General features: G+C 71.9%; 18 protein-coding genes and 2 pseudogenes. 11 read left to right on the top strand and 9 right to left on the bottom strand.

The window, feature by feature from the left end; all coding sequences use genetic code 11:
- Positions 1–3: 3 nt before the first annotated feature.
- On the top strand, positions 4–1,395 hold the full coding sequence (locus ACH4FH_RS19270) for a VOC family protein (protein ID WP_398557053.1): 1,392 nt from the start codon (positions 4–6) through the stop codon (positions 1,393–1,395).
- A gap of 36 nt (positions 1,396–1,431) precedes the next feature.
- On the top strand, positions 1,432–2,961 hold the full coding sequence (locus ACH4FH_RS19275) for an aldehyde dehydrogenase family protein (RefSeq protein ID WP_398557054.1): 1,530 nt from the start codon (positions 1,432–1,434) through the stop codon (positions 2,959–2,961).
- Positions 2,962–3,113: 152 nt separating this feature from the next.
- On the opposite strand, the gene ACH4FH_RS19280 is transcribed toward ACH4FH_RS19275, so the two are convergent.
- Complete coding sequence (locus ACH4FH_RS19280) at positions 3,114–3,968, bottom strand: hypothetical protein (RefSeq protein ID WP_398557055.1); 855 nt, start codon at positions 3,966–3,968, stop codon at positions 3,114–3,116.
- Positions 3,969–4,339: 371 nt separating this feature from the next.
- On the opposite strand from ACH4FH_RS19280, the gene ACH4FH_RS19285 reads away from it, so the two are divergent.
- The 3 genes and pseudogenes from ACH4FH_RS19285 to ACH4FH_RS19295 all read left to right on the top strand — a co-directional run bounded on the left by ACH4FH_RS19285 (position 4,340) and on the right by ACH4FH_RS19295 (position 7,366).
- The gene (locus ACH4FH_RS19285) at positions 4,340–4,864 is read left to right on the top strand and encodes a DinB family protein (protein WP_398557056.1); all 525 of its coding nucleotides are present in this window, start codon (positions 4,340–4,342) and stop codon (positions 4,862–4,864) included.
- Between the two features lie 183 nt (positions 4,865–5,047).
- Positions 5,048–5,676 (top strand): annotated as a pseudogene (locus ACH4FH_RS19290) (NADPH-dependent F420 reductase).
- A gap of 211 nt (positions 5,677–5,887) precedes the next feature.
- Entirely contained in the window at positions 5,888–7,366 is a 1,479-nt protein-coding gene (locus ACH4FH_RS19295) for an aldehyde dehydrogenase family protein (protein WP_398557057.1), read from the top strand.
- A gap of 135 nt (positions 7,367–7,501) precedes the next feature.
- Here ACH4FH_RS19295 and ACH4FH_RS19300 read toward each other — a convergent pair.
- The 5 genes and pseudogenes from ACH4FH_RS19300 to ACH4FH_RS19320 form a co-directional block, all read right to left on the bottom strand.
- A pseudogene (locus ACH4FH_RS19300) lies at positions 7,502–8,563 on the bottom strand (TIGR03364 family FAD-dependent oxidoreductase); the annotation flags it as partial.
- A 91-nt stretch (positions 8,564–8,654) separates the two neighbouring features.
- The gene (locus ACH4FH_RS19305; RefSeq protein ID WP_398557058.1) at positions 8,655–10,067 is read right to left on the bottom strand and encodes an MFS transporter; all 1,413 of its coding nucleotides are present in this window, start codon (positions 10,065–10,067) and stop codon (positions 8,655–8,657) included.
- Between the two features lie 185 nt (positions 10,068–10,252).
- Positions 10,253–11,518, bottom strand: a complete 1,266-nt coding sequence (gene phnA, locus ACH4FH_RS19310; protein WP_398557059.1) for a phosphonoacetate hydrolase — start codon at positions 11,516–11,518, stop codon at positions 10,253–10,255.
- A 221-nt stretch (positions 11,519–11,739) separates the two neighbouring features.
- Entirely contained in the window at positions 11,740–13,218 is a 1,479-nt protein-coding gene (locus ACH4FH_RS19315; RefSeq protein ID WP_398557060.1) for an APC family permease, read from the bottom strand.
- 182 nt (positions 13,219–13,400) lie between these two features.
- Entirely contained in the window at positions 13,401–13,529 is a 129-nt protein-coding gene (locus tag ACH4FH_RS19320) for a hypothetical protein (RefSeq protein WP_398557061.1), read from the bottom strand.
- Positions 13,530–13,774: 245 nt separating this feature from the next.
- Between ACH4FH_RS19320 and ACH4FH_RS19325 the strand changes: the two genes are divergently transcribed.
- The 4 genes from ACH4FH_RS19325 (at position 13,775) to ACH4FH_RS19340 (ending at position 16,053) form a co-directional block, all read left to right on the top strand.
- Positions 13,775–14,710, top strand: coding sequence for a LysR family transcriptional regulator (locus ACH4FH_RS19325; RefSeq protein WP_398557062.1), 936 nt, complete (start codon positions 13,775–13,777; stop codon positions 14,708–14,710).
- A 23-nt stretch (positions 14,711–14,733) separates the two neighbouring features.
- Positions 14,734–15,000 (top strand): hypothetical protein, encoded by a 267-nt coding sequence (locus ACH4FH_RS19330; RefSeq protein ID WP_398557063.1) that lies wholly within the window; start codon positions 14,734–14,736, stop codon positions 14,998–15,000.
- Positions 14,997–15,368 (top strand): fic family toxin-antitoxin system, toxin component, encoded by a 372-nt coding sequence (locus ACH4FH_RS19335; RefSeq protein WP_398557064.1) that lies wholly within the window; start codon positions 14,997–14,999, stop codon positions 15,366–15,368. Before ACH4FH_RS19330 ends, ACH4FH_RS19335 begins: the two co-directional genes overlap by 4 nt.
- A 136-nt stretch (positions 15,369–15,504) precedes the next feature.
- Positions 15,505–16,053: a hypothetical protein gene (locus ACH4FH_RS19340; RefSeq protein WP_398557065.1), complete on the top strand. Its 549-nt coding sequence runs from the start codon at positions 15,505–15,507 to the stop codon at positions 16,051–16,053.
- A 77-nt stretch (positions 16,054–16,130) separates the two neighbouring features.
- Here the strand turns inward: ACH4FH_RS19340 and bioD are convergent, their stop codons facing one another.
- From bioD to bioB, 3 genes are all read right to left on the bottom strand, one after another.
- A complete protein-coding gene (bioD, locus tag ACH4FH_RS19345) occupies positions 16,131–16,832 on the bottom strand; it encodes a dethiobiotin synthase (RefSeq protein WP_398557066.1) in 702 nt (233 codons plus the stop codon).
- A gap of 101 nt (positions 16,833–16,933) precedes the next feature.
- Entirely contained in the window at positions 16,934–18,238 is a 1,305-nt protein-coding gene (locus tag ACH4FH_RS19350; RefSeq protein ID WP_398557067.1) for an adenosylmethionine--8-amino-7-oxononanoate transaminase, read from the bottom strand.
- A complete protein-coding gene (bioB, locus tag ACH4FH_RS19355) occupies positions 18,231–19,388 on the bottom strand; it encodes a biotin synthase BioB (protein WP_398557068.1) in 1,158 nt (385 codons plus the stop codon). The genes ACH4FH_RS19350 and bioB overlap by 8 nt, the downstream gene beginning before the upstream one ends.
- A gap of 145 nt (positions 19,389–19,533) precedes the next feature.
- Here bioB and ACH4FH_RS19360 point away from each other — a divergent pair, with 145 nt between their 5' ends.
- Together ACH4FH_RS19360 and ACH4FH_RS19365 are read left to right on the top strand one after the other, a co-directional pair.
- The gene (locus ACH4FH_RS19360) at positions 19,534–20,760 is read left to right on the top strand and encodes an 8-amino-7-oxononanoate synthase (protein ID WP_398557069.1); all 1,227 of its coding nucleotides are present in this window, start codon (positions 19,534–19,536) and stop codon (positions 20,758–20,760) included.
- Between the two features lie 299 nt (positions 20,761–21,059).
- Positions 21,060–21,488 (top strand): ATP-binding protein, encoded by a 429-nt coding sequence (locus ACH4FH_RS19365; RefSeq protein WP_398557070.1) that lies wholly within the window; start codon positions 21,060–21,062, stop codon positions 21,486–21,488.
- Positions 21,489–21,492: the final 4 nt, after the last annotated feature.

Genomic DNA, 21,492 nt, shown 5'->3' on the forward strand with positions numbered 1-21,492 from the left:
CCAATGATCAGCCCATGGCAACTGCGAGCCTCGTTCGCACAACGCCTCTCGGACATGTACGGAAAGGAGGTGCCCGCCTACACCACGCTGGTGGACGTCTCCCGCGAGGTCAACGAACAGGTCCTGCGCACGCAGGGCGCCGATGCGGAACGCCTGGGGTCCATCAGCCGCGTCACCGCTGAACGGCACGGCGCCATCCGCGTCGGCACGCCCGACGAACTGCAGCAGGTCGCCCGGATCTTCGGGGCCCTGGGCATGTACCCGGTCGGCTTCTACGATCTGCGGGAAGCGGCCGCCAGCGCCGTCCCCGTCGTGTCCACCGCCTTCCGCCCCGTCGACAGCGACGAGCTGGCACGCAACCCCTTCCGGGTCTTCACCTCCCTGCTCACTCCCGCGGACCCTCGGTTCTTCGACCCCGACCTCCGCGCCCGCCTGGAGTCCTTCCTCGCCGGACGGGAACTGTTCCCCGCCGAGCTGCTGACGCTCGCCGACCGTGCCGAGGCGGACAAGGGACTGTCCGCCACCGACGCCGAGCGTTTCCTCCAACTCGCCGTCCGGGCCTTCGAGCTGTCCGCCGAGCCGGTCGACCAGGAGTGGTACGAGACCCTGGAGAAGGTGTCCGCCGTCGCAGCCGACATCGGCGGCGTGGGCAGCACACACGTCAACCACCTCACCCCACGCGTACTCGACATCGACGACCTCTACCGGCGCATGACCGACCGGGGCATCGAGATGATCGACGCCATCCAGGGCCCGCCCCGGTGGCAGGGCCCCGACGTGCTGCTGCGTCAGACGTCCTTCCGCGCGCTTGCCGAGACCCGCACCCTGCGCACCCGGGACGGCAGCGTCATCAGCGGGGCGCTGCGGGTGCGTTTCGGCGAGGTCGAAGCCCGCGGTATCGCCCTCACCCGCCATGGCCGCGCTCTTTACGACAACCTGCTCACCCGTCTCGACGAGCAGGCCGGCCTTCATCCGCAGGCGGATCGCACCGAACTCGCCGGCGCCCTGTGGGCCGAGCACTTCCCGGACAGCGAACGCGAGTTGGCCCTCCAGGGTCTGGCCTACTTCACCTACCACCTCGCCGCCGACCGGCCCCGTGACGGAAGCCGGCCGCCGACCGCCATCGGCGATCTCCTGCGGCAGGGATGGGTCCGGGCCGAACCAATCGTCTACGAGGACTTCCTGCCCCGCTCCGCCGCAGGCATCTTCCAGTCCAACCTCAGCGGCGAAGGATCCAGGAACAACGCGCACGAGGGCACCGCCTACGACAGCGCATGGCTCTCTCAGGCCATCGGCCGTGAGGTCCTGGACCCCTTCAGCCTCTATGAGCAGCAGCAGAACCGCTCCATCGCCCAGGTCGCCCGTGAGTTGCACCTCGACGACGGACGCGACTGACACCCCATCCGCCTCCTGAATCCCCAAGGGAGCATCATGACGAACACCACCCTGCCCACCACCGAGGAACTGCGTGTCCGCGCCCGCGCCGGCCTGGAGCGCATCGGCGTCACCCTCCAGGAAGGCACCGACTTCCAGGCCCGCACCCCTCTCACCGGCGAAGACCTCTTCGGTCTGACGGCCGCCACCGCCACCGACACCGAGGAAGCCCTCGCCGCCACCAGCGCGGCCTTCCTCGTCTGGCGCACCACACCCGCCCCCCGCCGAGGTGAACTGGTGCGCAGGCTGGGTGAGTTGCTGCGCGACCACAAGGGCGATCTGGCCGACCTCATCACCATCGAAGCGGGAAAGATCCGCTCCGAGGCGCTCGGGGAGGTCCAGGAAATGATCGACATCTGCGACTTCGCGGTGGGCCTGTCGCGCCAGCTCTACGGCCGCACGATCGCCTCCGAGCGCCCCGGCCACCGCCTCGCCGAGACCTGGCACCCGCTCGGCGTGGTCGGCGTCATCTCCGCCTTCAACTTCCCCGCCGCCGTCTGGTCATGGAACACCGCTGTCGCCCTCGCCTGCGGGGACACCGTGGTCTGGAAGCCGTCCGAACTCACCCCGCTGATCTCCCTGGCGTGCGACCGGCTACTGGACCGGGCCGCCGAAGAGGTCGGCGCCCCCCGCGACGTACACCGTCTGCTGCTCGGGGACCGCACGGTCGGCGAGAAGCTCGTCGACGACCCGCGCGTCGCCCTGGTCAGCGCCACCGGCTCCACCCGGATGGGACGGGAGGTCGGCCCCCGCGTCGCCGCCAGGTTCGGACGCACCCTGCTGGAGCTCGGCGGGAACAACGCCGCCGTCGTCGCGCCGTCCGCCGACCTCGATCTGGCGGTCCAGGGCATCGTCTTCTCCGCGGCCGGTACCGCCGGACAGCGCTGCACCACCCTGCGCCGCCTCATCGTCCACCGCGACATCGCCGACACTCTCGTCGCACGGCTCACCGCCGCCTACCGGAAGCTGCCCATCGGCGACCCGTTCGACGAGGGCACCCTCGTCGGCCCGCTCATCTCGCCCAAGGCCCTCGACACCATGCAGGACGCCCTCACCCGCGTCCAGGCCGAAGGCGGCAAGATCCTCGCCGGCGGCAATCGCCGACTGGCCGACGCCGCCCCGCAGGCCGGCTACGTCGAGCCGGCAATCGTGCGGGTCGACGCACAGAACGACGTCGTCCGCGAGGAGACCTTCGCCCCCATCCTGTACGTACAGACCTACGACACGTGGGAGGAGGCCATCGCCCTGCACAACGACGTCCCCCAGGGCCTGTCCTCCAGCATCTTCACCCGCGACCAGCAGGAAGCCGAGCGTTTCCTGTCCGCCGAGGGCTCCGACTGCGGCATCGCGAACGTCAACATCGGCACTTCCGGCGCCGAGATCGGCGGCGCGTTCGGCGGTGAGAAGGAGACCGGCGGCGGCCGTGAATCCGGCTCCGACGCCTGGCGCGCCTACATGCGGCCGGCCACCAACACCATCAACTACTCCAGCAACCTCGCGCTCGCCCAGAACGTCAGTTTCCTCTGAGGCGATTGCTCTGAGGTGAGCCCTCACGCGTACCGGCAGCTGAACTGACCGGCCCCCGCCCGAGCTGGTGCACGGGCGGGGGCCGTACGCCGTCATCCCCCTGTTTCACAGTGCGGCGACCACTTGAGGGCCGCCCGATGACGGCTCAGCCGTCATTCAACGCACACCAGGCCCAGCAGGCACAGATGTGTCGGCGAGGTGGGCTCAGTTGTCGAAGGCGATGTCGCCGAGGGCGTCGAAGGCGTCGGCTGAGTCGCCTCCTGGCTCCCGGACGGGGTGCTCGCGTCGGAGGGCTTGGCCGCGGAGGGCGCGCTCGTCGCCGGTGCGGATTCGGTGCTCGCGCTCTCGGTGTGCGTCCTCTTGGACATCGTGGACGCGGTGTGCGGCTTCGCGCTCGGGGCCGCCCGGGGATGGCCGGTGGCAGCGGCTGACGGCTGCCGGCTCGTTGTCGCCGGGGGCGTCGTGGCGTCGGTGTGCTGCGCGCGGTCGGCGGACTTGGGCTTGCGCGTATCGCTGTCCCGCGAGGCCCGGGTGTCCGGCCGCTCCGGCTTCGTGTCGGTGACCTTGCGCTCCGGGTCCGGCGACGCCGCGGCTGCTTGGGTATGGCCGGCGGACGGCTTGTTCGGCAGCAGAGAGACGGTCAGGGCGCCCCCGGCGATGGCGAAGGTCGCCGCGGCCGCGGCCCGGCGCCGGTGCTTCTTCCAACGGGCCAGCTGCCGACGCCGAGCGGCCCGGCCCTGCCCGGTGGGGGAGGAGGTCGCGAAGCCGCCGGCCGAACCGTCACCTGCCGGATCGGCCGCATCCGCCCTGTCGACCGTGGTGTTCTCAGATGCGCCGCTGACACCGAACGGCGAGACGTCGAAGCCGAACGGGTCGTGCTGGAGCCCCGGGGCAGCCGCCTCCTGGGCGTGTTGTGCCTCCCACGTCGCGGCGGCACCCGACGTGTCATCGGGACGGTAGCCGGGCGGGGCTATGTCCGGGGCATAAGCACCGCATCCCGGACACATGAGCGCCCCATTGAGGTTCCGGCGGCACGACGAGCAGTAGTCCATCGGTGATCTTTCTGCTGACTGCGCCGCCAGGGGCGCCGGAGACCTGTTCACATTCGCACGCAAGACCGAGCGGCCAGTAACGCTAACGACACACACCGAAGGCGGCGAGAGAATCTTGTGACGCTTCCGTGAAGAGTTCCCTGGCGGTGGCCCCCACTCCGGACATGTCATCACGAATCTCGGGAGGGTCGCCGGACCGGGGGGCACCTCTGCGGCCCAGGCATCCGCCGACAAGAGCGGCAGGCCCTGCCCGCGCCCGCGGATTCCCGCCCACACCGACGTGGTTCAGGATGGTGGGTATGGCCGGTCCCGGTAGAAGAGCCGACATGTCCGTCGCCGCAGAGCAGGATCCTCGGTTCAGCGGTCCCGCGACCGGCGGCGAGCGGCGCATGCTCGTCGACTTCCTGGGGGCGCAGCGCGCGACGCTGGAGCGGAAGTGCACGGGCCTGGAAGCGGACCTGTCCCGACGCTCCGTGGAGCCGTCCACGCTGTCCCTTCTCGGCCTCATCCGGCACCTCGCCGATGTGGAGCGCCGCTGGTTCCGGAGGGTGCTGGCCGGGCAGGAGGCGCCGTCGCTGTTCTCCTCGACGGCGCAGCCCGACGGCGACTTCGACGGTGCGGTGTCCGACCCCTCGGTCGTCGCCGCCGCGTGGAGAGCCTGGCGTGCCGAGGTGGCGTTCGCCGAGCACTTCGTCACCGAGGCACCCGACCTCGACCTCGTGGGCCACGACTCGTGGCGCGGGGCGGTGTCGCTGCGGTGGGTGCTCCTCCACATGGTCGAGGAGTACGCCCGACACAACGGACATGCGGACCTGCTCCGTGAGCGGATCGACGGGGCGATCGGTCTCTGAAGCCTCAGGGTCGGGCCGCGGGCCCCGGCTTACGCATCCGGCGGCGATGCGGAGGGAACCGCGGCTCCCCATGCCGCTCGAACCGCCCGTGTCAAGGAACCACCGGCCTACGTCGTTGGTGCCGCCCTGATCTCGGGCCGCCGCCCGATCCGCCGGAGCGCGGGACGCCGTTGGCGTCACACCATGCGTATAGGGATATTGGGCACAGGCAACGTCGCCCGGGCATTGGCGGCCGGCTGGTCCGCGGCGGGGCACGATGTCGTTCTCGGGTCGCGACAACCGCAGAACCGTGAAGATCGACGCTTCCCCGTCGTGGGTCTCATCGAGGCCGCAACGCACGCGGAGGCAGTGGTCAACGCGACTTGGGGGACGGCGTCCCTGGACGTCCTGCACGCGATCGGGGCGTCGGTCCTGGCAGGGAAGACGCTGGTGGACATCGGCGTGGGCATCTCCGAAGACTTCACCGGAATCTCCCACCCCGACAGCAGCCTGAGCGAGCAGATTCAACAGGAGTTCCCCAAGACTCCGTTGGTCAAGACGCTGTGCACCATGGAGGCTTCCGTGATGACGCAGCCAGGGGCACTGGGTGGCCCGAGCACCGTCTTCCTGTCCGGCGACCACGCCGAGGCCAAGAAGACCACCGCCCTGCTGCTCGACGACCTGGGCCGGCCCCGGTCCTCCCAGACGGCATGGGCGGCCCGATCACCGCACGCGGCCAGGAACATTTCGCCTTGCTCTTCATCGGGATCGCCAGCAGCCTGGGAACCCACGCCTTCAACATCAACGTCGTTGCGGGCGCGCCCTCGCCGTGATGCGGGGCCCGCTGCGCGACGGAACGGCCTCCGCCTCGCGCAGCGGTGATCGTGGCCGCCCCCCCCACGACCCGAGCCGCCACCGTGCCCTCGCCACGTCGGAGCCCCGATAGCCGCCGGCTATCGCCCGCATTCGCAATCAGTGGATGGTGTCCGCCGACGGCCTGGGCGAGCCTGGCCGGGACCGAGTCGACCGGCGAAGGGGCAGGACATGGCCTACGTTCCGCAGCGGCCACCAGTGGCGCCGCACCATCTGCTGAACTTCATCGACGGCCGGTGGACGCCGGCCGAGTCGGGGCAGACCCGGACCAACATCAACCCGGCCGATCTCCACGACCGCCTCGGGGAGTTCGCCGAGTCCGGAGGCGAGGACACCGACCGGGCGGTGACGGCCGCCTCGGCCGCCCTGCCCGGCTGGCGGGCGCTGGGGCCGATCCGCCGGGCCGCGTACCTCACCGAGATCGGTCGCCAACTCGCCGAGCGGAGCGAGGAGTTCGCCGCGTCGATCACACGCGAGCAGGGGAAGCTGCTGAGCGAGGCACGGGGCGAGGTGGCCCGCGCTCGAGCGGTGCTCGACTTCACCGCCGGCCAGGCCCGGCTCCTCGGCGGGGTCACCGCACCCGCCGAGGAGGACCGTACCTTCGCCTACACCTTCCGCCGCCCGATCGGCGTCGTCGGACTGGTCTCGCCGTGGAACTTCCCGCTCGCCATCCCGGTGTGGAAGGTCGCGCCGGCCCTGCTGTCCGGCTGTACCGCGGTCCTCAAGCCGTCCCCGCTCACGCCGCTGACCGCGGCGCTGCTCGTCGACGCCGGGCGGCGGGCCGGTCTCCCCGACGGCGTGCTGAACCTCGTCCAGGGCGACGCGGCGGCCGGTGAGGCGCTGGTCGCGCACCCGGACGTGGCGGGTATCAGCTTCACCGGCTCGCTCGCCGTCGGGACCGCCATCCACACCGGCGGCGCCCCTCGCCTGTTGCGCACCCAGCTCGAACTCGGCGGCAAGAACGCGGTCATCGTGCTGGACGACGCCGATCTGGACCGGGCGGTGGACGCGGTGGTGCTCGGCGCCTTCGGCCAGGCCGGGCAGCGCTGCAGTGCCACCAGCCGCGCCGTCGTCGACCACCGGGTGCGGGACGCCTTCCTCGACCGGCTCGTCGACCGGGTGGCGGCGATGCGTGTGGGCCCGGGCGACGACCCCGCGTCGCAGATCTGCCCGGTGGTCGACACCGCCCGGATGGAGGCCGCGCTGCGCGCCGTCGCCGGGGCGCGGCGGGACGGCGGGAAGGTGCTGTGCGGCGGGGAGCGCGCCGACGACCCTGGGCTGCCGGAAGGCTGTTACGTTCGGCCGACCGTCATCCGCGATGTGCCCTGGGACAGCGAGCTGGCACAGGAAGAGGTCTTCGGGCCGGTCCTGGCGGTCGTGGACGCGGACGGCTTCGACGACGCCATGCGCATCGCGAACTCGGTCAGGTACGGGATGTCCGGCACCATCTTCACCGCCTCCCAGGCCCGCGCCTTCGAGGCCGTGGACCGCTTCGAGGCAGGCATGCTGCACGTCAACCGCCCTGGTGTGGGGGCGTACGCCCACCTGCCGCACGTCGGGGCCAAGGCATCCCAGTACGGCCCGCCCGAATGCTCCCCGCAGGTCTGGGACTTCTACACCCAATGGCACTCGGCCTGCATCAGCTACTGACCCGCGCACGACCGGGCCCCGGCCGCCGGACGGCGGCCGGGGGCCGGGCGGGGGCGGGGCCGCGCAACCGGCGCCCACCTCCTCCGCCAGCCCGAACGACAGGGTCATGCCCGCGCCTCCCACGCCGTTGACGACCGTCACACCGGGCTCCGGATCGACGACGAGTTCGGTGCGGCCGTCCGGAAGCGACGGGTAGCAGCCCGTCCACCGTTCGGTGATGCGCGGGGCGGGCAGCCGCGCGAAGGTCCGCAGATAGCCGAGGATCGCCTCGTTGATTTCCTCGCCGGCGAACGGATCGTGGGTGGCGGCGTAGGCGTGACTGTCGCCGATCGTCAGACGGCCGTCCGCGGTCTGCGACAGCAGGACATGGATCCCGTGCTCGCGGTGGAACGGCAGCTCCTCACCGAGCCTGGCCTCCAGCGCGGCCCTCGCAGTGCAGTCCGCGAACGCGGCGTAGTGCAGCAGCGTCAGCCCGCCGCACAGCATCGGCCCCAGCTGCCAGCCGCCGGGCTGCACCCCGGTCCGCAGCATCTGCAGCTTGCAGCGCACCAGTCCGCTCTCCGCGAAGACCTGCGGATACAGCGTCGCGAAGTCGTTGCCGCTGCACACCAGGATGCGGTCCGCGCGCCACTGCCCGGCGGTGGTGGACAGGTGCGGCGCCGCGATGTCGCGCACGGTCGTCCCGAACCGGACGTCCACGCCGTAGTCCTCGGCGAGATGGCCGGCGACCGCCGGGATCGCCCGCCGCGGATCGACATTGACCTCGGTGGGGCTCCACATCGCGCCGAGCAGCCCCTCCTCGCGCACCGCGGGGCCGCGCTTGACCGCCTCCGCCGCGGTGATCATGGCGGCGCCCCGCTCGCGGGCCGGTGCGGTCGTCGCGACGAACTCCTCCAGGACCGCCAACTCGTCGGGGTGGTGGGCCAGATGCAGCGAGCCGGTGGGCGCCGCCCACAGCCCCGTCCGGTCGCTGATCTCCTGCCAGATCTCGCGGCTGCGCAGCGCCCGCTGGTAGATCGCGCCGCGCTGCTGCCCGACCGCCCAGATCATGCCGAAGTTACGGATCGAGGCGCCGACAGCATGCTCGTCGCGCTCGAAGAGCACGACCCGGTCGCCGCGCCGGGCGGCGGCCAGGGCGTGCGCGAGGCCGACGATGCCGCCGCCGACGACGGCGGTGTCCACATGGGTGATCGCCATTGGGTGTATCCCTCTCTGAAACGCGGGCAGGTGGTCACGAAGAGATGCCACTCCAGGAGCGAGGGGGTGGCACAAAGACGGCGGCCGGGCGTCAGGCGGGGGCCGGAACGCGGTTCCACTGAGGGAGCATCAGCAGACCGGCCAGCAGCGCGGCACCCGCGAAGCCGTGGAAGAGAGTGGTGCCGGAGAGGAAGCCGGGCAGCAGACCGCCGAGGATCGCGCCGACCGAGCCGCAGCCGTTGACCAGCCCGGCGGCCGTCCCCGCACCGCCGGCGCTGCCGAAGTCGACGGCGGCGACGCAGGAGATCATCGCGTCGGCGGCGTAGACGGACAGGCCGATCATGGCGAGCACGGCGATCATCACGCCCGCACTGCCGGTCGCCGTCAGCGGCATGAACAGGACCAGCGCCACGGTCAGCAGCCCGAGCGCCAGCACACACGGCGGTACCCGCCGCGACCCGAAGACGGAGTCGGAGAGCCAGCCGATCAGCACCGGGGCCAGCACGCCGGCCACGCCGAAGGCGACGGGGATGAGGGTGGCGCCCAGGTTGCCGACCTCGGGCAGCCGTCGGCTGACGATCACCGGCCCCCACAGCAGAATCGCGTAACGGGCCGGTTTGAGAAGGAAGTAGGCGGCGCCGAGGGTCAGCACCATCCGGTCCTGGAGCGTCTCCCGGTACAGCGCGAGCGGCGCACGCCTCGCGCCCGGCCGCGAAGCCGGGGGCTCCTCGGCGAGACGTGTGGGGCCCGAGGGGTGGGCGTCAGCAGAGCCTGCCTCCGTGGGACCGGCATGCGTATCCCCTGGCCGGACCTCCGTGTCTGCCGGGCGGAGGTCGGCCGGCCCGGCGTCCGGTGGAGTGTCGCGCTGGAAGACCAGGAAGGCGGCGAGCACGACGGCCAGCGTCGCCGCCCCGGCCAGGAACGCGGCATGCCAGCTGTCGAAGACCGAATAGGCCCACCAGCCAAGGAAGGGCGGCGCGGCCAGCCCGCCGAAGGCGTAGTTGCTGCTCCAGACGCCGAGCACCCGGCCGCGTTCACGCACCGGGAAGAAGTTGCCCATGTTCTTGCACAGCGGCGCCCACCCCGCCGACTGCGCGAGTCCCTGGACGGCCATGGCGCCGCCGAACACCAGCAGGGCGCTGCTCATACCCATCAGGCAGGACGCGGCGATCGCCCCGATCATGCCGCCGACCACCACCACCCGCGGTCCGAAACGGTCGGCCCACATCCCCCACAGGAACTGCCCCACGGCGTAGGCGGCGAGATACACCGCGTCGATCACCCCGAGCACCTGCTCGGTCAGCACGGTATGGACGGCGGGGTCGTCCAGGATCCCCAGTTTGGCGACGGAGAACGCCTGCCGGACGAAGTAGAAGCCCGCGTAGGCGAGCCAGGTGATCGCGAAGATACGGCGGCGCCAGTGCAGGGTCCTCCTGAGGGCGTCGCGGGTGCTGGTCGGCGGCGGTGGACCGTGGGGAACGGGCTGCGGTGCGAGGTCGGCCATCGTGGCGTCCTGTCCTCGGCGTGACGGGTCGGGAGGCAGCGCGGGGGGTTGGGTGGAGGGTCGGGGGAGGAACGGACATGGCTCGGCCCCGGCGCGCGCCTCGGCGGCACGCCGGGGCCGGGGGAGCGGTGGAGGGGGCGCGGAGGACGGTGAGGGGGAGGACGCTGCCGAACGGAACGGAACCGTCAGCCGGTCAGCGGCCGTCCCGCGGCAAGCGCCGTCCCCACCCAGTAGCTGTCGAAGTTGCGCAACCGGTGCCCGTCGGGCAGCGGCCCGGTCGGCGCGTTCACCAGGAAGGGCACCCGTTGCTCGGTCAGTCCGCCGTGCGAGCGCAGCGGCTCGGTGAAGCCGGAGATGTCGTGCCGGTCGGGTGTGGTGCCCAGTGCGGTGTTCCGCTCGGCGATCACGACGAGTTCACCGATCCGGTCAGCCGGCAGCTCGAAGCGTGCGCACGCCTCGTCCCGGGTCAGCACCGTCGACACGCCCGGCACGGAGGTCAGCTCGGCGATCAGCGCCGCGGTGGCCGCCGCGTCGGTCGCGGCCGGCAGATGCACCGTCGCGTACGAGCCGAGCGCCCCGTGGTGCACCGTGTACGGGTCGGTGATCGGCAGCACCACCCGCGCGGCGCCGGCGCCCAGCGCACGGTCCAACAGGTCCTGCAGGAAGACCACTTGGGCCTCGCCCGCGCCGTCGCTCTTGGCGTTCATCCCGTGGTCCGCGGTGACCACCAGGACGGCGCCGAGCGCGTCGATCCGCGCGAAGTAGCGGTCGAGCATGGCGTAGAAGTCGTTGGCGACGGGCGACCCGGGCGCGTGCTTGTGCTGGATGTAGTCCGTCAGCGACAGATACATCAGCTCCGGGCGGTCCCGCTCCAGGACGTCGACGCCGGCGGCCAGCACCAGTTCGCTCAGCTCGGCGCTGTAGACCGAGGGCAGCTCCATCCCGACCCGTTCCAGCACCTTGTCGATGCCGTGCTCGGCCTCCGTGACCTGGTCGGCCTTCTCCGCCGAGAAGCAGATCCCGCCATGGAGCCCCTGGCCCAGCAGCCGCCGCAGCTTGTCCTTCGCGGTGATGACCGCGACCCGCGCGCCCTGCTGGGAGAACGCCGAGAAGAGGGTCGGGGCGCGCAGCAGCGCGGGGTCGTTCATCATGACCTCGGCGTCCGCCGCCGGGTCGTAGAAGTAGTTGCCGCAGATCCCGTGCACGGACGGCGGCACGCCGGTCGCGATCGAGAGGTTGTTGGGATTGGTGAAGGACGGCATCGTGCAGTCCGCGCGCAGATCGCTGCCGGCGCGGAGCATCCGCTCCAGGAAGGGCATCCGGCCGTCCGCGACGGCCCGTTCGTGATAGGCGTCCTCACTGCCGTCGATGCACACCACGACGACCGGGCGCTGCGGCCAGGCGTAGTCGCGGCCGTTCACCCGCAGTTGCTCGGCACCGGCTACGTTCATGTACGGATCCACCCCTGAGGTCGATGTCGCCGGGCGGTCCGATCCGCCCGCCCCTCATGGGTAGCACCGGCCGTCAGCGCCGCAGAACCACCGAAATCGCTATACCGGCCATAGCTTTTTGCGCGCGGCCCGGCCGCCTGCCGGTGCACCGGCAAGGAGCTTCGCTCGCCGGACCGTCGGCCGTGCCCCCCGGACGGCTCGGCGCGCGTCGCGTGTGCCCGCTATTCGGTCGGCCCGGTCCCGCGCTCGGCGTCGAGCCGGCGGCGCCTGTGCTGCGTGAGGTAGCCGACCGCGCCGACGGCCAGCAGCAGGATGACGGTGCCGAGCGTGAACGATTCGAAGGCGGCCCTGGAGACGCCCCAGGTGTCCCGGAAGTCGTACTCGATGCCGACCACGGGCTCCAGGGTGCCGGGGAACAGCGCCACCCAGGAGCCGAGCAGGATCCAGGCGTAGACCAGCAGTGTGGCCACCGTGAAACCCCGGGTGCCGAAGGGGACGCGGTAGGGCCGGTCCACCTCCGGCATTCGCAGCCGCAGCGCGAGCAGCGACGGCACCACGGCGAGGTAGGACAGCAGCAGTGTGGTGATCGCGACGGTCAGCACCACACCGAAGATGGCGCCGGTGTCCCCGCTCGCCAGCTGCATCGCGGCGACCATGAAGACGGTTGCGGTGACCCCGGAGAGCAGGTTCATCAGCACCGGCGTGCCCAGCCGCGCATGGAACTCGCCGAGCCGGCGGCTGAAGAACCCGCCGTCCGCGGCGGCCATCGCCTGCATCCGGTCGGCGACGATCATCCATGCGCTGCCCTGGGTCAACAGCCCGAAGACGAAGAGCACCGCGACGGTGGTCAGCAGCGGGCCGCGCCAGTCCCCGTACACCCCGAAGACCAGCCGGGAGGCCTCCAGGAAGCCGCCGATGCCGGTGACCCGTCCGGCCGGCGCGGCGGACAGGATGGCCAGCACCGGCAGCAGATAGCAGCAGGTGGCGATGAGCCCGGAGGCGCCGATCGCGACCGGGATGTCGCGCTGCGGGTCGTGCATCTCGTCGCCCGCCGCGTTGGGCGCCTCGAATCCGACGAAGGCGAAGAGCAGGACGGGCACCAGCGCGAGGAATCCGGCGCCGGTGGGGGAGAACCCGGCGTCGTCCAGGCCCGGGAAGCCGTGCTGGACGCCGTACGCGACGGCGGTACCGGTGAAGAAGGCCAACGAGAGGACCTTGGCCCCGGCGCCGGCCGTGGTGATCCATTTGCCGCGGCGCAGCGAGACGACCGCGGTGAGGATGGCGGTCCAGATGAAGACCAGCTTGAAGGCGTAGTCGGCCACCGTGCCGGAGCCGAGCGGAGAGACGAAGCCGTCCCAGGCCTGGGCGGCGATGAACACCAGGGAGCCGCCGAGCCAGACCGGGTTGGTGACCCAGTAGAACAGCGTGGTCAGGGCGGCCGCGAGCCGGCCGAAGGCCAGCTCCACCCAGACGTACGGGCCGCCCTCCTGCGGGAAGGCGGCGCCGGTCTCGGCGAAGATCAGCGCGTAGGGAGTCAGGAAGGTCACCGCGACGACGGCGATCCAGGTGACGGCCTCGCCGCCGCCGGTGGCGATCTGCCCGATCACGTCGAAGGAGATCACGGCGGCGACGCCCATCGCCATGATGTCGAAGCGGCGCAGACTGCGCTTCAGATGGGGGACGGGGGCTGGGACGGACACGAAAGTGGGCCTCCTGAGGTCGCAGCGGTCGGGGCGAGCGGTCCGGTCAGCCGCTGATCTCGCAGGTGGGGCGGGTGCGGGCGAGAGTGGAACGCAGCGCGCCGACGGTCTCCTTCGCTTCCGCCTCGGTCGTCACCAGCGGCGGTGAGAGCACGATGTTGTGCGCCGCGCCTCCCGCACGATCACCCCGGTCTCACGCCGATCACATCGTGCGGCATCCCCTCCGGCAGCATCGGTAGCGGCGCGCGGGTGTCGCGGTCGGCGACCAGCTCGACGGCGAGCATCATGCCGACCGGGCGAACCTCACCCACGATCTCCAACCCGCCCAGCCGGCAACGGAGTTCACGGTGTCGGCAGTCGTCGATGTACAGGGCTCGGCGGGGCGAGCAGGTCGTCTCGTTCGATGGCCCTGCGGAGCGGAGTGGTGCTGGTGCTGCTCGTCGGGATGCGCCCGCCCCCTGTCCACCGAGGACGTACCCGGCTAGGCTCGCCGCGCTGTCGATCATGGGCTGCCGCGCGGTGCGGGCCGCCGGCCGCCGACCATCGCGGGAGGGCCGTGGAACTCAACCTCCACCGACTGTGGATCTTCATGCAGGTCGTCGAGCACCAGGGCTTCTCCGCGGCGGCGCAGAAGCTCTACATGAGTCAGCCCTCGGTCTCCAACCAGGTGCGCAGGCTGGAGCAGTCGCTGCGGGTCACGCTCATCGACCGCTCCGGCACCCGCGCCAGACCGACGGCCGAGGGGGAGGTCCTCGCCGAGTACGGCAAGCGGGTCTTCCTGCTCGCCGAGGAGGCCGTCGCCGCCGTCCAGCAGGTCGGCGGCCTGGTCGCCGGCCGGCTGCTGATCGGCGGCTCCACCACCGTCGGGACCTACCTCCTGCCCGCCCTGCTGGCCCGCTACCAGCGCCGGTACCCGGGGATCGACTGCGATGTCTTCGTCGGCAACAACGAGACCGTGCAGGAACAGCTGCTCGGCGGCGGTATCGGCGTCGCGGTGGTGGCCGGTACCCCGCACGGCGACCGGTTCGTCGTCGAATCCGTCCTGGACGAGCGGCTGGTCCTGATCGCCGCGCCCGGTCACCCGCTCGCCGACCGCGCCACGATCGCCCCGGACGACCTCACCGGTGCCCGCTTTCTGCTGCGCGAGCCCGGCTCCCAGACGCGTGAGCTGCAGGAACAGGTCCTGGCGGAGTGGGGCCTCGGCGAGGCGCCGCGGGCGGACATCTGGGGTCCTGAGGCGGTGAAGCAGTGTGTGGCCGCGGGCATGGGCCTCGCCCTGATCTCCGAGCACGCCGTGGTCCACGAGGTGCGGGCCGGGACCCTGCTGACCCTGCCCGCCGCACCGGCCCCGCAGCCGCGCCCCATCAGCCTCGTGCGTCGCCGGGACCGTCTGCTCTCGCCCGCGGAGCGTGCCTTTCTCGACCTGCTGCGCGGGCTGCGGCACTGGCCGGGCGAAAGGGATGAAGCGGACGGTGGCGCTTGCCGATGCTAGCGGTTGCGCGCTAGCGTGAAGGGGTGGCGAAGACACAGTTGAACGTCCGTGTGGACGAAGCCACCGCCGAGACGGCGCGGGAGCGCGCCCTGCAGCGGGGAGTCAGCGTGAACCGCTATATCGAGGAGCTCGTCCTGAAGGACGCCGGAGAGGTCGGCCAGACTTTCGTCGAGGCCGCCTCCGACTTCATGAAGCAGTACGAACGGGTCTTCGCCGAGGAATTCGGCCTGGAACCGGGCAGCGGCAGAGCCGCCACCACCGACCGGGAAGGACAGCCGGGCACCACGTGACACTGCGCATCGATCTCGCCTGGCTCCTTCTGATCGCCGAACACCACACCCCAGGAGACCCCCAGGTCACCGACTGGGGCGCGCTGGTGGCCGCCGTGGGCCGCCACGAAGCGGAGATATTCGGCGTCCCCGTCTACACCGAACCCCAGGACCGCGCCGCGGCGCTTCTCCAACTCCTGCTCCGGGTGCCGGCGTTGGAGCGCTCGAACGCCATGTTCGCCACCGCCGTGGCCTACGGCTACCTCGTCGCGAGCGGGCTGAAGATAGCCACCTCCCCCGAGCAAGTCCGCGACCTCGCCCGCCTCGTCAAGGAAGGCGACGCCGACGTGCACGCCATCGCGGACGAACTGCGCACCTGGACGGTCTGAGCGGCGCAGGCCCCGCCCCCTCGCGACCCCGCGCCCGCCTCCGCGCGGCTCACGGAGCGGGGCGCGGCCCGGCGTCCGTGATGATGTCCGGTGATATTCCAGGGCCCCAAGTCGTCGCCCGAGATACGGTCTTCGGGTGATCTACCTGATCGGTGGCCCGCCACGGGTGGGCAAGAGCACCCTCGCGTGGATGCTGCTGGACCGAGCGGGCCTCCCGGGATGCCCGACCGACGCTCTGGTGTCGATGCTGCAGCGCGTTGCCCCCGAGCACGGCGTGCGGCACGGCACGCATCCGGACAAGGCCGTGCCCGCCCAGCCGTTCCTGGTCGAGTTCATCCGTGCGGCTGCGGAGGCTCTCGACGACTCCGATCCCGAAGACGGCTACGTGGTCGAGGGCGACATCGTCACACCGGCGGCCGCCACGGCTGCCGCCGGTCTCGGGCTGCCGCTGACCGCCGTGTTCCTCGGAAATACGAAGCTGACCCCCGAACGCCTGCGGGCCGCCCCGGACTGGCTCGAGGGAGCCGATGACGCCACCTACGGGGAGATCGCCGGGTGGGTCAGGGACCAGAGCACTGCCCTGCGTGAAGCGTGTGCGGCCGGCGGCCATGTCTACGTCGAGTTGGGGGCCGGGTACACGCAGGGCCTGGAGTGGGCATACTCCACACTGGTCGCGGGGACCTGACACCGCCCGCCGCGCCCGCCGTCCTGTTCACGGCATCTGCGTACGGCCGCCGCTGACGGCGGCACCCGCGTCGGGCGTCAGCCCGTGATGCCGAAGGCTCCCGTGCCGCCGAGTTCGTCGGCCAGCCAGTCGGGGGCTGTGGCGCGGAAGGTGCTCGGGGGCAGCGCGCCCGAGCCCTCCGGTACCAGGCCCAGCAGCGGGGCGCCGGCCACCTCCGCGAACTCCGCGAGGTTGCAGCGGGCCGCCAGATCCGGCGCGGCGGGCCAGCTGCCGACGACGACGCCGGGCGAGCGGAGGCCGTACGAGCGCAGCGCGAGAGCGGTCAGCGCGGTGGCGTTGAGGGTGCCGAGACCGGCCTGGGCGACGACAAGGACGGGAGCGTCCGCGAGCCGGGCGGCGTCGGCGAGGGTGTGGCCCTCCGCGTCGAAGCGCACGAGCAGGCCGCCCGCGCCCTCGACCAGCACCAGGTCGTGCGAGGCGTCCAGCTTGGCCGCGGCCTCGGCGATGTCGTGCGGCAGCACCGGCGGCAGGCCCGCCCGCCGCGCGGCCGTCGCGGGCGCCAACGGCTCCGGGTAGCGGGCGAGTTCGACGGTGGTGACCGGGCCGGCCAGCCGCTCGACCTCCGCCACGTCGCCCGGTTCCTGCGCGCCGACCCCGGTCTGGGCCGGCTTGAGCACGGCCACCGAACGGCCCCGGGCGAGCGCCGTCGCGGCGATCGCGGCGGTGGTGACGGTTTTGCCGATCTCCGTGCCCGTGCCTGTCACGAACAGCACCGACATGGTGTGCCTCCGAACTCCGCGCCGATGGCGGCGCGTTGAAAGATATGGACCTGTGGGGGTGTCCGGGCGGGCCGTTCCGGCCCGCCCGGACACCTCGGCTTTCAGCCCTCGCGGGCGGCGGCGCACACCGCGGCGCAGATGCGCGCCACATCGTGGTCGCCGGTGATGTAGGGCGGCATGGTGTACAGCAGATCCCGGAACGGGCGCAGCCATACCCCCTCCCGGATCGCGGCCCGGGTCGCGGCGGCCATGTCGACCTCGTGGTCCAGCTGGACCACACCGATCGCGCCGAGCACCCGGACTTCGCGTACGCCGGGGAGGCCCTCCGCGGCCGCCAGGCCGGTCCGCAGGCCGCCCTCGATCCGCTTGACCTCCTGCGCCCAGTCCTGCGACAGCAGCAGGTCGATCGAGGCGTCCGCGACGGCCGCGGCGAGCGGGTTGCCCATGAAGGTGGGCCCGTGCGCCAGCACCGGCAGCTCACCCTGCGAGATGCCCTCCGCGACCGCCGCGGTGCACAGCGTCGCCGCCAGCGTGAGATAACCGCCGGTCAGAGCCTTGCCGAGGCACATGACGTCGGGTGCGACACCGGCGTGCTCGGCGGCGAACAGCGCGCCGGTGCGGCCGAACCCGGTCGCGATCTCGTCGAAGATGAGCAGCACGCCGTGGTCGTCGCACGCCTCCCGCAGCACCCGCAGATACGCGGGGGAGTGGAAGGACATCCCGCCCGCGCCCTGCACCACGGGCTCGACGATCACCGCGGCCAGCTCCTCGGCGTGCCGGCCGATCAGCTCGCGCAGCTGCGCGGTGTACGCCTCGTCGGGCGCGGCGTCGAAGCCGGCCGGCGGCGCGTCCGCGAAGATCTGGCGCGGCAGCACCCCCTGCCACAGCTCGTGCATCCCGCCCTCGGGGTCGCAGACCGACATCGGCTGCCAGGTGTCGCCGTGGTAACCGCCCCGCCAGGTCAACAGCCGCTGCTTGCGCGGCTTTCCCACCGACCTCCAGTACTGCAGGCACATCTTGACGGCGACCTCGACCGACACCGAACCGGAGTCCGCGAGGAAGACATGCTGCAGCGGCTCCGGGGTGATGTCGACCAGGCGTTTGGCCAGCCGCACGGCGGGCTCGTGGGTGAGCCCGCCGAACATCACATGGCTCATCCGCTCCAGCTGGCCGCGCGCGGCGTCGTTGAGCACCGGGTGGTTGTAGCCGTGCACCGCCGACCACCAGGACGACATGCCGTCCACCAACTCGGTGTTGCCCTCGACCGGTTGGGCCAGGCGAAGGCGTACGCCGGACGCCGACTCGACCAGCAGCGGTTCGGCGCGGCCGGGCATCGGCCCGTACGGATGCCAGACATGCTGCCGGTCGAGGGCGAGCAGTGCGTCGGGAGTGAGCGGCTCAGGCATTGGGCGGGAGGTCGGTGCCGGCGCCGCGGCGGCGCACCGAGACCAGGTCCCGGCGGGTCTCGTCGACCGGTGCCGGCGCGGGCACCGTCGCGGTGGGTTCGGCGGCCGCGCCGTCCTGGCCGGCGTCGGCGTCGCCCTCGGCGGACGCGCGGTGCTGCGGCAGGGTGGTGGTGTCCGTTCCCTCGACCTCGAACCCGGCGTCCTCGATCATCGCGAGGTCGTCCTTGCCCGCCTGGCCTTCGCTGGTCAGGTAGTCACCGAGGAAGATGGAGTTGACCAGGTGCAGAGCGAGCGGCTGCATGCTGCGGAGGTGGACCTCGCGTCCGCCGGCCAGGCGTACCTCGACGTCCGGGCAGACGAATCGGACCATCGCGAGGATGCGCAGCGCGCGCTGGGGGGTGAGGTTCCACTCCTTGGCGAGCGGGGTGCCCTCGAACGGGATCAGGAAGTTGACGGGGACCGAGTCGGGGTCGAGGTCACGCAGCGCGTAGACGACATCGACGAGGTCGGCGTCGCTCTCGCCCATCCCGGCGATCAGCCCGGAGCACGCCGACATGCCGGCAGCCTGGGCCTGCTGGACGGTGGAGACCCGGTCGGAGAAGTCGTGAGTGGTGCAGATGTCGCCGTATGTGGCTTCCGAGGTATTCAGGTTGTGGTTGTACGCGTCGGCGCCCGCCTCGCGCAGCCGGCCGGCCTGGCCGTCGGAGAGCAGCCCGAGACAGGCGCACACCTCCACGCCGTCGTTCTGCTCCTTGATGGCCGAGATGGTCTCCGAGACGCGGTCGACATCCTTGTCGGTGGGCCCGCGGCCACTGGCCACCAGGCACACCCGCTTGGCGCCGCCGGCCACCCCGGCGGCGGCCGCCTTGGAGGCGTCATCGGGCTTGAGCCAGGTGTACTTGAGGATCTCGGCCTTGGAGCCCAGGCGCTGCGAGCAGTACGAGCAGTCCTCGGGGCACAGGCCCGACTTGAGGTTGACGAGGTAGTTGAGCTTGACCCGCCGCCCGAACCACTGGCGGCGGACCTTCCCGGCCGCGGCCACCACATCGAGCAGTTCGTCATCGGAGGTCGCCAGCACGGCGAGTGCCTCTTCGCGGGTCGGCAACTCGCGCCGCAGTCCCTTGTCCACCAGTGTGTTCAGCAGGTCCATGGCGTTGATCCTGACGTACGCCACCGCCCTCGGCCAAGGAGGATTCCCACAACGAGGGCCGATCGGGGTGTGTGTATCGCCACACCGTGTGTGGGCGGAACGACCGCTAACGTCTATCGACAGCCGACAATCGAGAAGGAAGCCGATGCCGCAGGATTCCGCGCCGCCGCTGCCGCGCCAGGCCGTGCCGGCCGCACCCGCCGAGCCGCCCGCCGCCCCGGGCCCGTGGCCGGGCGGCGCGGCCTTCGACTGGATCGACGCGGCGCGCGACGAACGCCGGCGCGCCGGACTCGTCCGCACCCTGCGGCCCCGCCCCGCCGAGTCCCCGCTGCTCGACCTGGCGAGCAACGACTACCTCGGGCTCGCCCGGCATCCCGAGATCACGGACGGCGCCGCCCGGGCGGCGCGGCTCTGGGGCGCCGGCGCCACCGGCTCCCGTCTGGTCACCGGCAGCACCGAACTGCACGCCCGGCTGGAGACGGAACTCGCCGCGTTCTGCGGCTTCGAGGCGGCCCTGGTGCTTTCCTCCGGCTATGCCGCGAACCTCGCCGCCGTCACCGCGCTCAGCGGCCCCGGCGCGCTGCTCGTCTCCGACGCCGGCAACCACGCCTCCCTCATCGACGGCTGCCGGCTCTCCCGCGCCCGCACCACCGTGGTGCCGCATGCCGACCCGGCGGCTGTGCGCGCCGCCCTGGCCGGCCACGACGGCAGAGCGCTGGCGATCACCGACTCGGTGTTCTCCGTCGACGGCGACGCCTCACCGCTGCCGGGCCTCGCCGAGGCATGCCGGGCGTACGGCGCGGGCCTCCTCGTCGACGACGCGCACGGACTGGGAGTGCTGGGCGAGGGCGGCCGGGGCGCACCGGCCGCCGCCGGGCTCGCGGGCGACGCCGATGTGGTCGCCACGGTGACGCTCTCCAAGTCGCTCGGCTCCCAGGGCGGCGCGGTACTCGGCCCGGCCCGCGTCATCGAGCACCTGGTCAACACCGCCCGGTCGTTCATCTTCGACACCGGACTGGCGCCGGCGGCAGTCGGCGGCGCACTCGCCGCCCTGCGGTTGCTGCGCCGCGAGCCGCAGCGCGCCGCCCACGCAGGGCAGGTCGCCGGCGAGCTGCACGCCCGGCTCACCGCGGCCGGACTCGCGGCGGTACGACCGGACGCCGCGGTGGTCTCCGTACGGGCTCCGTCGCCGGAACAGGCGCTCCGGTGGGCGGCCGACTGCCGCGCGGCCGGACTCGCGGTCGGCTGTTTCCGCCCGCCGTCCGTGCCCGACGGGATCTCCCGTCTCCGGCTCACCGCCCGGGCGGACCTGACGGACGCACAGATCGCCAGGGCCGTCGACACGATTGTGGCGACCGCTCCGGTCTCCTGAGCGAGATGCGGGGCTGCCCACTCCGCTGCTGGTCGGCGCACCGCCCGAGGGCGCGGACGAGGGTTTACCGCAGAGCCCGTTGACCCGTCCTGTCGCTCAAATACGTTCCCACTTAGCAGAGTTCACTGCTTCGAGCGACAGATATATCCATATCTTGGTGGATCGCCCACTCCACCGCATCGCGGATGGCAGGCTGTCGCAAGCAGCAGCCCGAGGCCCATCGGTATCCCGATCGGCATCTCGGCTCCCTGGGCAGTGCGCCGGAGCCGGAGCTCGGTGGGAAAAGGACGGCGTCGCGCATGGCAGACCACCAGGAATCCACACTGACCCTGCCGAGCGACCCGGCCTCGGTCACCGCCGCCCGCAGATACGTCCTCGAAGTGCTCGGCGAATGGGGGCTGCCCGCCGACGCCGACATCGCCGACTCGCTCCGCCTGATCGTCTCCGAACTGGCGACCAACGCCGTCCAGCACACCTTCGGCCAGTCGCCGACCTTCACCGTCGAGATGCGGCTGGACCGCGACGAACACCTGCGCATCGGCGTCACCGACAGTCATCCCCGCTGGCCGCGGCGGCTGCCGGCCGCGGTACAGCAGGACAACGGCCGCGGCATGGTCATCATTCGCTACCTCGCCGCGGAAGCGGGCGGCCGGCTCACGGTCGTACCCACCGAGTGCGGCGGCAAGACCGTGTGGATCACCATGCCGTGGACGGTCACCGTCGCCTGAGGGC

This window comes from Streptomyces sp. NPDC017993 (assembly GCF_044328065.1).
GTDB lineage: Bacteria > Actinomycetota > Actinomycetes > Streptomycetales > Streptomycetaceae > Streptomyces.

What these genes read in the sequence shown, in the direction of transcription:
- ACH4FH_RS19270 (WP_398557053.1), top strand. Translation starts at nt 4, where the DNA reads ATGATCAGCCCATGGCAACTGCGAGCCTCGTTCGCACAACGCCTCTCG.
- ACH4FH_RS19275 (WP_398557054.1), top strand. Translation starts at nt 1,432, where the DNA reads ATGACGAACACCACCCTGCCCACCACCGAGGAACTGCGTGTCCGCGCC.
- ACH4FH_RS19280 (WP_398557055.1), bottom strand. Translation starts at nt 3,968, where the DNA reads ATGTGTCCGGGATGCGGTGCTTATGCCCCGGACATAGCCCCGCCCGGC.
- ACH4FH_RS19285 (WP_398557056.1), top strand. Translation starts at nt 4,340, where the DNA reads ATGTCCGTCGCCGCAGAGCAGGATCCTCGGTTCAGCGGTCCCGCGACC.
- ACH4FH_RS19295 (WP_398557057.1), top strand. Translation starts at nt 5,888, where the DNA reads ATGGCCTACGTTCCGCAGCGGCCACCAGTGGCGCCGCACCATCTGCTG.
- ACH4FH_RS19305 (WP_398557058.1), bottom strand. Translation starts at nt 10,067, where the DNA reads ATGGCCGACCTCGCACCGCAGCCCGTTCCCCACGGTCCACCGCCGCCG.
- phnA (WP_398557059.1), bottom strand. Translation starts at nt 11,518, where the DNA reads ATGAACGTAGCCGGTGCCGAGCAACTGCGGGTGAACGGCCGCGACTAC.
- bioD (WP_398557066.1), bottom strand. Translation starts at nt 16,832, where the DNA reads ATGTCGGTGCTGTTCGTGACAGGCACGGGCACGGAGATCGGCAAAACC.
- ACH4FH_RS19350 (WP_398557067.1), bottom strand. Translation starts at nt 18,238, where the DNA reads ATGCCTGAGCCGCTCACTCCCGACGCACTGCTCGCCCTCGACCGGCAG.
- bioB (WP_398557068.1), bottom strand. Translation starts at nt 19,388, where the DNA reads ATGGACCTGCTGAACACACTGGTGGACAAGGGACTGCGGCGCGAGTTG.
- ACH4FH_RS19360 (WP_398557069.1), top strand. Translation starts at nt 19,534, where the DNA reads ATGCCGCAGGATTCCGCGCCGCCGCTGCCGCGCCAGGCCGTGCCGGCC.
- ACH4FH_RS19365 (WP_398557070.1), top strand. Translation starts at nt 21,060, where the DNA reads ATGGCAGACCACCAGGAATCCACACTGACCCTGCCGAGCGACCCGGCC.